The sequence below is a fragment of the Spirosoma montaniterrae genome (genome assembly GCF_001988955.1).
Classification (GTDB): Bacteria; Bacteroidota; Bacteroidia; order Cytophagales; family Spirosomataceae; genus Spirosoma; species Spirosoma montaniterrae.
The window spans coordinates 5,086,152-5,099,479 of the sequence record NZ_CP014263.1 but is presented as its reverse complement, the minus strand read 5'-3'; the positions used below and the strand labels follow the sequence as shown (position 1 = coordinate 5,099,479).

8 protein-coding genes, 1 tRNA gene and 1 pseudogene are annotated in these 13,328 nt (G+C 52.8%); 7 read left to right on the top strand and 3 right to left on the bottom strand.

The window, feature by feature from the left end:
* Positions 1-69: 69 nt before the first annotated feature.
* Positions 70-750 (bottom strand): response regulator transcription factor, encoded by a 681-nt coding sequence (locus AWR27_RS21955; RefSeq protein ID WP_077133161.1) that lies wholly within the window; start codon positions 748-750, stop codon positions 70-72.
* A 71-nt stretch (positions 751-821) separates the two neighbouring features.
* A pseudogene (locus tag AWR27_RS21950) lies at positions 822-2,650 on the bottom strand (sensor histidine kinase).
* Positions 2,651-2,907: 257 nt separating this feature from the next.
* On the opposite strand from AWR27_RS21950, the gene AWR27_RS21945 reads away from it, so the two are divergent.
* Complete coding sequence (locus tag AWR27_RS21945) at positions 2,908-3,705, top strand: T9SS type A sorting domain-containing protein (protein WP_077133160.1); 798 nt, start codon at positions 2,908-2,910, stop codon at positions 3,703-3,705.
* 102 nt (positions 3,706-3,807) lie between these two features.
* Entirely contained in the window at positions 3,808-4,053 is a 246-nt protein-coding gene (locus tag AWR27_RS21940) for a hypothetical protein (protein WP_077133158.1), read from the top strand.
* Here the strand turns inward: AWR27_RS21940 and AWR27_RS21935 are convergent, their stop codons facing one another.
* On the bottom strand, positions 4,054-4,533 hold the full coding sequence (locus tag AWR27_RS21935) for a rhodanese-like domain-containing protein (protein WP_077134142.1): 480 nt from the start codon (positions 4,531-4,533) through the stop codon (positions 4,054-4,056).
* 210 nt (positions 4,534-4,743) lie between these two features.
* Here AWR27_RS21935 and AWR27_RS21930 point away from each other — a divergent pair, with 210 nt between their 5' ends.
* The 5 genes from AWR27_RS21930 (at position 4,744) to AWR27_RS21910 (ending at position 13,318) form a co-directional block, all read left to right on the top strand.
* On the top strand, positions 4,744-7,815 hold the full coding sequence (locus AWR27_RS21930; protein ID WP_077133157.1) for a glycoside hydrolase family 3 N-terminal domain-containing protein: 3,072 nt from the start codon (positions 4,744-4,746) through the stop codon (positions 7,813-7,815).
* A 262-nt stretch (positions 7,816-8,077) separates the two neighbouring features.
* Entirely contained in the window at positions 8,078-12,007 is a 3,930-nt protein-coding gene (locus AWR27_RS21925; RefSeq protein ID WP_077134141.1) for an Ig-like domain-containing protein, read from the top strand.
* A 9-nt stretch (positions 12,008-12,016) separates the two neighbouring features.
* Positions 12,017-12,451 carry a nucleoside deaminase gene (locus AWR27_RS21920; RefSeq protein WP_077133156.1) on the top strand — a complete coding sequence of 145 codons (435 nt, stop codon included), beginning with the start codon at positions 12,017-12,019 and terminating at the stop codon, positions 12,449-12,451.
* A 56-nt stretch (positions 12,452-12,507) separates the two neighbouring features.
* Positions 12,508-13,122, top strand: a complete 615-nt coding sequence (locus AWR27_RS21915) for a superoxide dismutase (protein WP_077133155.1) — start codon at positions 12,508-12,510, stop codon at positions 13,120-13,122.
* A gap of 120 nt (positions 13,123-13,242) precedes the next feature.
* A tRNA-His gene (locus tag AWR27_RS21910) sits at positions 13,243-13,318 on the top strand.
* Positions 13,319-13,328: the final 10 nt, after the last annotated feature.

Here is a 13,328-nt window from a genome sequence, read left to right as displayed (position 1 = left end):
AGAGTTTGCCAGGCGGAGCTATAAGTGCGTCAGCAACCTTACAACCTTATAACCCTATAACTTTACAACTTAAACAATCAGTTTGAAGCCTTCGCCGTGAACGTTGACCAACTGCACCGACTCGTCGGCTTTAAGGTACTTGCGGAGTTTGGTCACGTACACGTCCATGCTGCGGGCGTTGAAATATGAATCATCACCCCAGACCATCTTGAGCGCGAAGCTACGGCTTACGGGCTGATTCAGGTTTTGTGCCAGCAATTTTAATAACTCCGATTCTTTGCTGGTTAGTTTCTGGGCAACGCCATTTTGCGTTAGCAACTGATGCGGGTAATCGAACGCAAACGAGCCAATTTGAAAGGTAGTCGTTTCGGGAAGATCGGTCGTGCGCTGATACCGGCGTAGAATGGCCTGAATCCGAAGCAATAACTCCTCCATGCTAAACGGCTTGGTAATATAATCATCGGCCCCAATCCGAAACCCCTGAATGGTATCTTCCTGCATCGATTTGGCTGTCAGGAAGATAATTGGTACGTCGCGGTTTGCCATGCGCACTTCCTTCGCCAATGTGAAGCCATCTTTTTTAGGCATCATCACGTCGAAAATGCACAGGTCATAGGGATTTGCCATGAACTGTTGGAGACCCTGATTACCATCTGTAACCCGGTCGGCGGTATAGCCCTTCAGCACTAAATATTCCTGCACCAGCAGGCCCAGGTTCGGGTCGTCTTCAACGAGGAGAATAGATGGCATAACTAAATGGTTGAATAAATGAATGGTCGAATGATTGAATGAAGCGCACAAGAACTCATTCAACCACTCAATCAGTCAATCATTCTATATGGTAAAACTATTTCAAACGAACTGCCCCGGCCCGGCTGGCTCTCAACGTTGATCAGGCCGTGATGTTCGTCAATCATTTTTTTCACATAGCTGAGTCCCAGCCCGAATCCTTTTACGTCGTGACGGTTTCCGGTTGGTACGCGATAAAATTTCTCAAAAATACGGCTTAATTGGTCTTTGGTCATACCTAAGCCCTGATCCGTAACCGTAATACTGATACCCGTGACTGACGATTCGGCAGGTGTATTTCGCGTTCGGATGGTGATGTGTGGGCGTTCGGGCGAGTATTTGATGGCGTTGTCGATCAGGTTATACAGCACGTTGGTAATATGAACCTCGTCGGCTTCAATAATTTCGTGTTCGGCCTCAAACTCAAGTTCCAGTTCGCCCTCGCGCTGTTCGATTTGCAAACCGATATTATTCAGCACCTTTTCGATAACGTCGTGTACGTTCACCGACGAGAGTTTAAGCCTGATTTCGCCCCGGTCGAGCAGGGCCATTTGCAGTACCTTCTCTACGTGCGACCCCAGCCGCCGGGTTTCGTCGCGGATAATGCCCATGTACCGGCTCAACCGCGACTGCGCATCGTCGTTACCCCCGACCAACCCCACGTTTTCAGCCATTTCAACTGCCAGCGAAATAGTGGAAATAGGCGTTTTAAACTCGTGAGTCATGTTGTTGATAAAATCATTTTTAATGTCTGCCAGTTTTTTCTGGCGAACAATGGTGCTGATTGCAATGTAAAAACAGGCCAGAATTACCAGAATCAGCACCGCCGAGGCAGCAAACGTGAACCATAATCGGCTCAGAATGAACGCCTGCTGGGTTGGAAAATACACGTACACAAAATTGCCCGTATCGAGCAGATTGTTCGGAAACAAGATTGCTTTATAGCCGTTTTCATCGAACTGCTTCGGTTGCGTTCCGAGCGAGGTAAATAAAAACGCCGGTTTCTGACGGGTTCTGACGCCATAAGCAAACGGAATGCTGATGCCGCGCTCGGTCAGTGCCTGCCGAAGCAGCGTATCCAAGGCCAGCCGGTTTACGCGGTCTTCGATAGGCCGGTCGGACATGAGCAGCCCTTTCAGCACGTCTTTAATCATAGCCGACTGCTCATTAGCCCGATTCTGGCTCAAACTGGTGGGCTTTTCTGCCTGCGCCAGTTTCCGGGTCTGCTGCTGGGTTCGCCGTTCGGCGGCCTGCTTCAGTTTCTCCTGCTGTCGCGCATTTTCGGCAACCTGCGCATTGATTCGGTTCAACTCGTCGGTCATAATTGTCTCAACCCACCGATCAAACTGCTGCTGCTGAAGCAATTGTGTTTGCCAGTCGCCCACAGCCATCAGTTCATCCTGTTGCCGAAAAAACTCTTCAACCACCACCATTTGCTCAGCCGATAAAGGCCGCACAGTAGGGTGTAATACGTCTGATTGCACAACCACTGCCCCCCCGTTGGCAACCCGGCTACGGTTGAAGGCCGGTCGGTAACGGCGGGGTCAGCAGCAACCGACCGTTCGGATACGGACGGTATTTTTGATTTTGCTTTCGGCAAAGCAGGTTTTGGCGTTGGCTTGGCAATTGCCATGAGCCGATTCTGCTGCTCGCGGGCATGTACGCGCTGCCGCGTCAGGTACACAATCTCCTGCCGTTCGAGTGTCCGCACCACTTCCTGCAACGCGTCGGTTACTTTATAGGCAAACTGTTCTTTCTGCAACTGGAGCGCACTGCCAATCCAATAGAGTTGCAGACCTACTAAGCCCAGCAACCCTACGGCCATCAGCATCACAATCCAGCGTATGCGTTGTCTCGACATTTTTTACGAACCCATGCAACGTTTTTGTTGCTTTTGCATCTATTCAGAAGAAGTTATAGAGTTGTAGAGTTATAAAGTGTCGGGTCGAGATTATGCCCCATCAACGTTGAACTATACACTATCGCAACTTTATACTTCGGAATTATTGTAAAAATACGACGGCGGGCGGCAACCAATTGGCGGCTTAACAAACTTTAACAGTCGGTTGGATGCCATACGTTTCGCGATTGCGTTTTCATCAAACAACCATAGTACACATGAAAAAAACAGTTTTTATCGGATGCCGGTTCGCGCTGGCGTTCACGCTGGCAGGTGGGCTGGCAACGGCACAGCAAGCCGAATCACCGAAAGCCCAACCCCAGAAAGATGAAGTAACCGTTAAGATTATCGAACGGAACGGCAACGACGTGCGCGAAACCGAACGCACGTACCGTATCGACGGCATGACCGATCCGCAACGCGATGCAATGGTTACGAAGCTTGTCGATTCGCTGAAAGCGGCCCGTAAAGATGGTCGGCAGCGGCAATTGACCATTATTGTAGAAGAAAACGCCGACCGCGAGGTTATCCGCGAACGAAATCGGACTGATCGCAACCGGATGCAGGGCGACGCCTATACATTCCGCAACCGCGCTCCCCGTAACGGACGCGATTACCGAACGTTTGAGTATCGACGTAATGCCGATTCGTTGGCCGACCGTTTCAAGCGGTTCGAGTTTCAGTTCCCGCGTGACTGGGACCGGCAACTTGCCCGACCGTTTGAAGACTGGGCGCGTAACGTAGGCGGCAAACCCTCAACCATTCGCGGGCTGGAAGCATTTCCTAATAATCCTGACCGCAACCAGCTAAATGTTCGGTTTACGGCCCCGGCCAAAGGCGACGTGAGTATTGTGGTAACGAACCCAAAAGGTAAAGAAGTGGCAAAACGTGACCTTCGCGACTTTTCGGGTGAGTTTGTCGGGCAAATCGATCTGGGCCGCAACCCCAAGGGAACTTACTTCGTAACCGTTACTCAGAATGAAGACGGGGCGGTAAAGCGCATTGTAGTCGAGTAATTTTTAGCCGGGCTGATCGTCCGGCTAAAAAAATTTAGTACTATGTATTGCAAGATACTAAATAAAACCTATATCTTTGTGCTGTCATAGAAAATCAAGGTCATGAAAACGTTGCTGATTGTCGGGATTGTGTTGCTGGGAGTAAGCGGGCAGGCCATCGGTATGGGGCATCCGCACAATTTATTTGCGGCTCGTAAGCAAATGCGGGCGAAGGCATCGGCAGCGGTTCGCAAAACGCGGGTTCAGTCGCCGGGCGTATCGTGCTGGCAACCTGCTGTGGATAAAGCTGCGTTCAGCAAGCGGCTGTTGTCGGCCCTCTCGCAGATGCGGCCCAGCCAGGCGTTTTAATCAGTCATATACTTTCTCTCCGCGTTTCAGCCAAACGCCCCACAGCCGCGAGTATGCATGAACGCGCTGCGTGGTTTTCCCCTGATTATCTACTACCGGGTTGCCCTGATTAACCCACTCGAAGAGGCTTCCGTGCAGGTTGTGTACATGCCGATAGCCAGCCGCCAATAGCTTCTCGCCAACGCGCTCGCTTCTGTAACCTACTGAGCAATAAAGCACTACGTTGGCATCTTTCGAAATATCCTGCACTCGTTTCAGGTCAAAATCATCGTAGCCTACCCAACGCGCATTGGGCAAATGGCTCACGTCGTATTCGGCACGGGCACGCGTGTCGAGCAATATAGTGTTGGGCATTTTCTTCAGTTCGGCCACCGTCACTAAAGGCACCGTCTTTTTATAGAGTGCATCCAGCATGGTTCCGTAAGTCTTTGAGGATGTTTGCGCCATACCGGTCAGGCTTGCACAACTAACGGCAAGCATTAAAATCTTTATTTTTTTCGTCAATTTCATCGGTTGCTCTAAACATTTCGGGCAGCTAACCTATCTAATATACCGTAAAATTGCGTTAAAAAGGCAGACAATTTGGCATTGAGTTATGGTTTTCGGCGGTTGTTAACTACTTTTATGGTTTCGCACTAAACCGCCGTGAGTTGATTGTACTTATTTTTTTACCTACTGAGTTGAGTATCCATGCGGAACAACGTTATCCGACCAATAGTGCTGATCGGTCTGCTGTCCGTCAGTTTATTGACTGCATTTGGCTTAACCAAGCCGGGCCGTCGGGCCTGGCATCGGATTGTATATAAACCGGCAAAGGTCGCGCCCGTTCGGCGGGCTGCGATAGCTGCGCCCAACCTCTACAAACCTGGCCTTCCAGCCCGGCCTGTAGAGGTTTTTACGATGTCTGATAGCGGTCGTCAGTGGGTCGATAGCGTCTTTAAAACCCTGACCCCCGAACAGAAAGTGGGGCAATTTTTCATGGTAGCAACGTTCTCCAACCGCCATGAAAATCATTATCAGTACATCGAGCATCTCATTCATAATCAGCATATTGGCGGACTAATTTTCTTCCAGGGCGGTCCTTATCGGCAGGCCGTGCTGACCAATCGTTATCAGGCGGCTTCGAAAGTACCCTTACTCATCGGCATCGATGGCGAATGGGGCTTGGGTATGCGCTTGGACAGCGCGATGGATTTCCCGAAGCAAATGGCGTTGGGAGCCATTCGTGACAACGACGTAATCTACCGCATGGGAGCCGAAATTGGTCGGCAATGTCAGCGGCTCGGTATCCATATCAACTTCGCGCCCGTTTCCGACATCAACAGCAACCCGGCCAACCCGGTCATTGGTGTTCGCTCGTTCGGCGAATCGAAAGAAAACGTAGCCCTGAAAGCCTCGGCTTACATGCGCGGGCTCCAGCAAACGCGGGTGATTGCCACCGCCAAGCATTTTCCTGGTCATGGCGATACCAACGTCGATTCTCACCATACCTTGCCCACCGTGAGCCGGTCGCCGGAGGAGATGCGCGACATTGATCTGTATCCGTTCCGCAAACTCATTGCCGACAGCCTGATGGGAGTCGTAACGGGGCATCTGCACGTGCCAGTCATCGACAATACACCAGCAATGGCGGCCACGCTGTCGGAAAAAATAGTAACCGAGTTACTAAAGAAAGAGTTGGGTTTCAGAGGGTTAGTCTTCACCGACGCGCTGAATATGGGCGGCATCAGCCGGTCGTCGAAGGCGATGGACGTGAACCTGCGGGCACTAATTGCAGGCAACGACATTCTGCTGTATCCCGAAAATGTACGTGAGGCCACACTGACCATTCTGAGTGCTATTCAGCAGGGCGTGATTTCGCAGGAGTTTGTCGATGAAAAAGTGAAGAAAATTTTGCGGGCCAAATACTGGGCGGGGCTGCATCAATATAAACCTATCGATCTTGCCGGACTGTCGGCAGATTTAAACTCGCCCGAGGCACAACTGCTGAAACAGGAACTTTGCGAACAGGCGGTTACGGTGGTAAGCAATCCTGTTAGCCTGCTTCCCCTGCGCCAGCTCGACACGCTGCGGCTGGCGTCGGTGGCAATTGGTGCCGATCCGGGCAATGTGTTCCAGAAAACGTTGAATCAATACGCGCCTTTCACCACCGTCGCCATCCCCGACAAACCGCTGTCGGACGTTGATCTGCAAAATATTATGCTGCGCGTAGGCGATGCCAATACGGTGGTAGTCAGTTATCACCGCATGAGCGAATCGGCAACCCGCAAGTACGGCATCACGAAAGTGTCGCTCGATCTGATTACGCGGCTGAAACAGCGCGGCACAAAAGTGATTGTCACAGCCTTTGGGTCGCCTTATAGCCTGCCGCAATTTGCCGGTGCCGACGCGCTCGTGTGCGCTTATCAGGAATTTGACGAGATGCAACGCGTGGTGCCACAGGTGCTGTTTGGCGGCCTGGGCGCGCGCGGCATGTTACCCATTTCGATCGGTACGCTGAAAGTGGGTCTGGGCGAGCTGCTTAACCCTGAAGGTCGGCTGTCGGCAGGCTCGGCAGAGAGCGTGGGGATGCGAACGGCGGTGCTGAGCAAAATTGACGCGATGGCACAGGCTGCCGTGCGCGACCGGGTGGTGCCCGGTTGCGAGATTCTGGTGGCCCGCAAAGGCAAAATTGTCTATAGCAAAAACTTCGGGGCACTGACTTACGCGCCCGGTGCGCCCAAAGTAACCGATGAAACGCTCTATGATCTGGCTTCATTGACGAAGGTGCTGGCAACCTTGCAGGCGGTAATGGTTTTGCACGACCGCAAACAGATCGACCTGACGCAAAAAGCTTCGGCCTATCTGACCGAACTGCGCGGCACCAACAAACAAAACATTACGCTCCAGGATTTGCTCTGGCATCAGTCGGGTATGGTGTCGTTTTATCCGACTACCTGGGACCGCACGCGCACGGCGGGCGGAGGGCTGAAAACCGAATACTACAGCGCAACCCGCGACAGCCTGCATACGCTTCAGATTGCGCCTACGCTCTGGGGCGTTCCGGCCCTGCGCGACTCAGTCTGGAAATGGGTCATTCAGTCGCCTATGTCGCGCAAGACCGATACGAGCGGTCAGCCCGCTTTCGTCTACAGCGACCTGAATTTTTTGTTCCTGCAAAAAATTGTGGAGCGGGTTAGCAAGCAACCGCTGGACAGGTTTGTAACCGACAACGTGTATAAACCGCTGGGACTGCATCAGCTTGGTTTCACGCCTTTGCAGCGGTTGCTGAATCCGGTTTGTGCGCCAACGGAGCAGGACACGTACTATCGGAATCAGTTATTGACAGGTACGGTTCACGATCAGATGGCGGCTGTTCAGGGGGGCATATCGGGCCATGCGGGTTTGTTTGGTAATGCCCGCGAGATTGCCACGCTACTGCAAATGAATCTGCAAAAAGGCACGTATGGCGACCAGCGCATTTTTAATCCGCTGACAGTTCCCTACTTCAGCCAAACGCTCAGCAACCGCAGCCATCGTGCATTAGGCTGGGACAAACCCAACGCAGAAAGCCAAAGCAGCGTTTATCTGGCTTCGCAGGCGTCGGCCCGGTCGTTCGGGCATACGGGCTTCACGGGCAACGTGGTTTGGGTTGACCCCGATGAGGAACTGATTTTTGTATTTCTCTCGAACCGTATATACCCCACGGCGGGCAATACGTCTATCAATACGACAAAGTTGCGCCGACGAATCCACGAACTGGTGTACAGCGCGATCCAATGAACAAAACAACATTTTCTTTTATTAGCGAGGTGCCACTTTTTGAAGAGTGGCATTTTTCTTGCTCATGTTTTTTACGACCTCGTCGTAGTAGTAAAATAGTCGGGCTTAAAAAAAGCAGAAATACGCCTATTCAGTAGCTTACGAACAACCAGTGTATTCCCACCGCAACGACTTCTCTACTGAGCAAACAGATAGTGACCAACTATCATCAGTAAACAATTAATTTTGTCGGTAATAAGTGATTGGATTTCATTTTTCTGGTATGAAGGGACGGATTTTTTACCTCATTTTTACTGTCTGCTTTAGTCTTGTAGGTCTACTATCTGCAACGTTTGCACAGAACGTTGGCGCACCTACATTTAGCCCTAACTCGGTGTCGGCCTGCCCCGGTGTTGTGGCCGTTACGTTTACGGCTACAGGCAGTTTTAGTGCCACGAATCAATTTACCATTCTTTTATCAGATGGTTCGGGCACCTCGTTTCCAACCGTGACCGCCACCCGGTCAGGCACAGCAGGTACGTATACAGTTAATGCCACCATTCCGGCCAGCACAATCGCTGGAGCAGGTTATCGGTTCCGGGTTCGGTCGAGCGCACCCATCAGAGAAAGCGGCATCAGTTTAGCTACCCTGACCGTTGTTCGACCGACAAGCCCCGGCGTTACCAACCCCAGCCCTTTTTGCGCAGGCACAACCGCACCAACGTTGTCGGCGACGGCTTCGGCGGGTGGCAAACTCAACTGGTATGGTACAGATGCAACCGGCGGCACCCGAACAGACAATCCCGGTGCCGTAAGTAATACAGCCGATGGGGTTTATTATGTGAGTCAGACCGTGGGTACGTGTGAAAGTAGCCGGGCGGCCATCTCCGTCGATGTCATTCCACGGCCTGCATCGCCCCCTTCGGTTCAATCACCCCAAAACGCCTGCCTGAACGACCCGGTGAGGCAATTGTCGGCTATGCTTACGGGCGGAAGCACCCGTTTACGCTGGTATACCGTTTCAACAGGTGGTACATTCTCCGAAATAGCTCCCCAGCCGCCGACCAGCACTACAGGCACCACGTTTTACTACGTGAGTCAGGTAAATGCCAGCGGCTGCGAAAGTGCTGCTCGTGCGTCCATTGAATTTAAAGTCAACAGCTTACCCGGCCCGCCAAGCGTTTCGATGTCTTCGCTAACCTACTGTCAGGGGGCAACCATCCCAGCTTTACAGGCTACCCCCGGCAGCGGAGGGAGTTTGGTCTGGTGGGCCAATGCTACTACCATCAATTCGCCCTCAAATCAGCCGCCTGCCGTTAACAATCAGCAAACCACTACCTACTATGTTGGTCAGCTTGTGAATGGTTGTCGCACACCCGATGCCAGCCGGGCTACCATTACGGTAACTATTGTTCCGCTGCCTGCACCGCCCCGCGTTTCTGCCTACGAGCCAACCTGTGTTGGTGCCACGCCCAATTCGCTGAGTGCGGTGGCCTCGGAGGGCAACAAATTGCTCTGGTGGGGAAAAAACAGCACCGGCGGCACCAACACCGGGCAAACAGTCTCGGTAGTAGACAACACGGCCACGGCTACGTATTACGTAAGTCAGATCGACAACTCTACTTGCGAAAGTTCGCGGGCACCAATCCGCGCCGAAATTAAACCCCGGCCCGCAACGCCAACGATTGCCCCCCCTGGTGTTTTTTGTCAGGGTCGCGCTTCCCGTAAATTAGAGATCACGAATCAGGCACCAGGCGCAATCGTAACCTGGTTCGGTTCGTCGGGTCAACTCGCCGATGCGCCAACGCCGTCGACAGACCGGACAGGGCCGCAATCGTTCTCGGTTAGCCAGACATTGAGCAATTGCGAAAGCGTTTCGCGGAGTACGACCACCATTACGGTTAATGCCGTGCCGGGCAAGCCAACGTTTACGCCCCCGGCAGACGTTTGCGAAGGCACAGCCGGCAGACCGCTTTCGGCTACGGGTGTTAACCTGCTCTGGTACGGCACCAGCGAAACGGGCGGCACAGGCTCAGTGAATGCCAGTGTGGTAAATACATCGGCCCCATTCGTGCGAACAACCAACTATTACGTCTCGCAAACGAATACCGAAGGCTGTGAGAGCGACCGGGCGGCCATTCCGGTTCGGGTAAAAGATACTCCCGACGCGCCAAGTGTGCAAAATGTTGAGTTTTGTCAATATTATGATCCAATTGTAGCTACGGCCACGCCCGTACTCAACGCGTCGATCAATTGGTTCAATGCCGATGGTACGCCTTCGCTGTCGGCACCGGTAGCTCCGCGCGAAAACGTTCAGACGTATACGTACCGGGTAGGTCAGACACTGGAAGGATGTCCCAGCCCAACCCGAGCGTACACGGTTCGGGTGAAAGCAACGCCCGGCCAACCCGGCGTGTCGAACATTGAGTTCTGTAACAACGGACCGTCGCGGCCACTGTCGGCCAATGGCAGTTCTGTGAAGTGGTACGATGATTTCGACAGACCGATCAATGGCATACCCACACCAGCCACCGACCGCGTTGGTTTCCAGACGTACAAAGCAACCCAAACGAACGGCGAAGGCTGCGAAAGCCGCGAAAAGGCTGAACTAAAAGTGGAGATTAAACCGCTGCCGGGCCAGCCCAGTGTGAAAAACGTTGCTTATTGCCAGCAAACGCCCGACCAGCCGAAACAGAACGTGACACCAGTAGAAGCAACGGGCGAAAATCTGACCTGGTACAACACCGATGGAAATCGGTTTGGGAAAGACGCACCGACCCCATCTCTGGATCAGGCTCGTGTTATTACATACGAAGTGACCCAAACCGTTCGGGATTGTGAAGGGCCTAAGGCGCGGCTGTCAGTAACGGTAAATACGTCGCCAGTACCCGCCATTGGTAAACCAGTACTGACGTATTGCATCGGCGACGTAACAGTACCCTTAACGGCGTCGATTGCACCGGGTGGGCGGCTACAGTGGATCGATCCTTACGGTACTATTCGTGATGAGTGGACTCCGCCCACGCTGAACGTAAACGTTGATCCACTGGGCGATAAGTTCGAGGTTTTCCAGATTGGTGCCAACGGTTGTCATAGTGCGCGGGCATCGATTCGTGTTATTGTCAATGCCACGCCTACGCTGTCGCTGCAAGCTCTTGTGCCGCAGGTCAACCTCGGTTTGGCAACACCGCTCCAGTTGAAGTTCACCAGTGTTGGGCCATATAGTTACACCCTCACCGGCGGCTATAGCGGCACAACCCGCTCGGCTGATACCACAATTTCGGTGACACCGCGCGGCAACACGGTTTACCAGATTGTTTCGGTCACGAACGGGTGCGGGAAGGGATTGCCCGGCAACCCGGCTACGGCTACGGTCAATGTACGGGTGCCGACCGTAACAACCAGTTCGTTAACGGCGTCGACACTGTGCGCCGGGACGCCCCTTGCTGTTCCTTTCACAACAACGGGTTCATTTACATCGCGTAACGCCTTTCAGGCCGAATTAATCAGTGTGGCCGATACGTCGAAGAAGTTTGCCATCAGTGCTTCGTCGGTCGCATCGCCCGTGCTGGTCGACCTGCCCGTGAGCCTGCCCAGTGGTCAGTATTACGTTCGCGCCATAGCCACCAATCCCGGCGTAGCCGTACCCGGCACGAACAGCCCGTCGATTCTGACGGTTCGCTCGAAACCTTCGGCCACATTAACGGGTACGCAGCGTATTTACGAAGGTACGCCCGCCAACCTGACGTTCGCGTTTGGGGGCGATGGCCCCTGGACGGTGGTTTACGCCGACAGCCTGCGTAGTTACTCGGCCACGTCGGCCACCAGCCCACTCATTATTGAGGCACGGCCCGCCAGAAACACGACCTATCAGCTAACAAGTGTCACGAACTTCTGCGGTTCCGGCCCATTATCGGGCAGTGCAACCATTACAATTTTGCCGCTCCTGAGCGTAGAAGACGATCCGCTTGGTCCGCTTGTCAACGCGTATCCGGTGCCAACAACCACTATACTAACCGTCGACATCGATATGGCTCTGACACGCGACCCCGCTATACTGCTGCTGACCGATATGAGCGGGCGGCTTATGCTGGAGCGAACCACTCGTAACCGCCGAAACGACATCGACCTGAGCAGTCAGCCCAATGGTCTCTATCTGCTTCGTATTCAGATCGGTAATAGCCAAACGGTAAGAAAAGTCGTAAAGCTGTAATCCAGAATCATGTCGGACGACTATTTCATGGGCATTGCGCTGGAACTGGCAACCGAAGCCGCCGACGACGGAGAGATACCGGTGGGAGCCGTTGTGGTTTGTCGCAATCGCATCATTGGCAAAGGGCGAAATCAGACCGAACATCTCAATGACGTAACGGCCCATGCCGAAATGCTGGCGATTACAGCAGCTACGCAATACCTCGGTGGTAAATACCTGACCGACTGCACATTGTATGTCACGCTCGAACCCTGCGTGATGTGCGCGGGAGCTATTTTCTGGGCGCAGCTTAGCCGGTTAGTTATCGGAGCCGACGATGCAAAACGGGGTTATCGGCGCGTAGAACCGTCGATACTTCACCCGAAAACCCGAATCGAGACTGGTGTACTGGCCGATGAAAGTCAGGCTTTGCTGGCAAGTTTTTTCCAGCGGTTAAGAACATAATTTCCCGGCAGCTTGTTAACCCAACCGAATCATCTTCCATTCAAACTCATTCCCCAATGGCTTTCGTATTAGACCCATTGCCCTATCCAAGCGACTCGCTGGAACCTAATATTGACAAACAAACGATGGAGATTCACCACGGCAAGCACCACAACGCCTACGTGACGAACCTCAATAACGCGATTGCCGGTACAGACCTCGACAATAAAACTATCGAAGACCTGCTCACCAACGTGAGTCAGTCGCCGGTGGCAGTACGTAATAATGGTGGTGGACACTATAACCACACGCTGTTCTGGAATACCATTTCGGGTAATGGCGGTGGTCAGCCTACGGGCGAACTGGCCGAGGCTATCAATCAGAAATTTGGTTCGTTCGATACGTTTAAAGAGGAGTTTACCAAAGCGGCTACAACCCGTTTCGGTTCTGGCTGGGCCTGGCTGATCGTGAACTCGTCGGGCGAACTGGCCGTTACCTCAACGCCAAATCAGGATAACCCGCTGATGGACGTAGCCGAAACCAAAGGCTTCCCCATCATTGGTCTCGACGTATGGGAACATGCGTATTATCTGAAATACCAGAACCGCCGACCCGACTACATCGCGGCTTATTTCAACGTTGTTGACTGGAATGCTGCCGAGAAGCGGTATCAACAGGGCAAAGCTGCCTAAAAAGTGAAAAATGAACAATGAAAAACGGCCTGCTGAGATACAAACAGCAAATTGAAATATATTTCGTCATTTTTCATTGTTCACTTTTCATTTTTCATTAATTTTGCAGTCCCAAACTATGGTGGTTGTAGCTCAGCAGGTTAGAGCGTCGGATTGTGGTTCCGAAGGTCGCGGGTTCGAGCCCCGTCTCCCACCCTATACTAAAG

What these genes read in the sequence shown, in the direction of transcription:
- AWR27_RS21945 (WP_077133160.1), top strand. Translation starts at nt 2,908, where the DNA reads ATGAAAAAAACAGTTTTTATCGGATGCCGGTTCGCGCTGGCGTTCACG.
- AWR27_RS21915 (WP_077133155.1), top strand. Translation starts at nt 12,508, where the DNA reads ATGGCTTTCGTATTAGACCCATTGCCCTATCCAAGCGACTCGCTGGAA.
- AWR27_RS21935 (WP_077134142.1), bottom strand. Translation starts at nt 4,533, where the DNA reads ATGCTTGCCGTTAGTTGTGCAAGCCTGACCGGTATGGCGCAAACATCC.
- AWR27_RS21955 (WP_077133161.1), bottom strand. Translation starts at nt 750, where the DNA reads ATGCCATCTATTCTCCTCGTTGAAGACGACCCGAACCTGGGCCTGCTG.
- AWR27_RS21940 (WP_077133158.1), top strand. Translation starts at nt 3,808, where the DNA reads ATGAAAACGTTGCTGATTGTCGGGATTGTGTTGCTGGGAGTAAGCGGG.
- AWR27_RS21925 (WP_077134141.1), top strand. Translation starts at nt 8,078, where the DNA reads ATGAAGGGACGGATTTTTTACCTCATTTTTACTGTCTGCTTTAGTCTT.
- AWR27_RS21920 (WP_077133156.1), top strand. Translation starts at nt 12,017, where the DNA reads ATGTCGGACGACTATTTCATGGGCATTGCGCTGGAACTGGCAACCGAA.
- AWR27_RS21930 (WP_077133157.1), top strand. Translation starts at nt 4,744, where the DNA reads ATGCGGAACAACGTTATCCGACCAATAGTGCTGATCGGTCTGCTGTCC.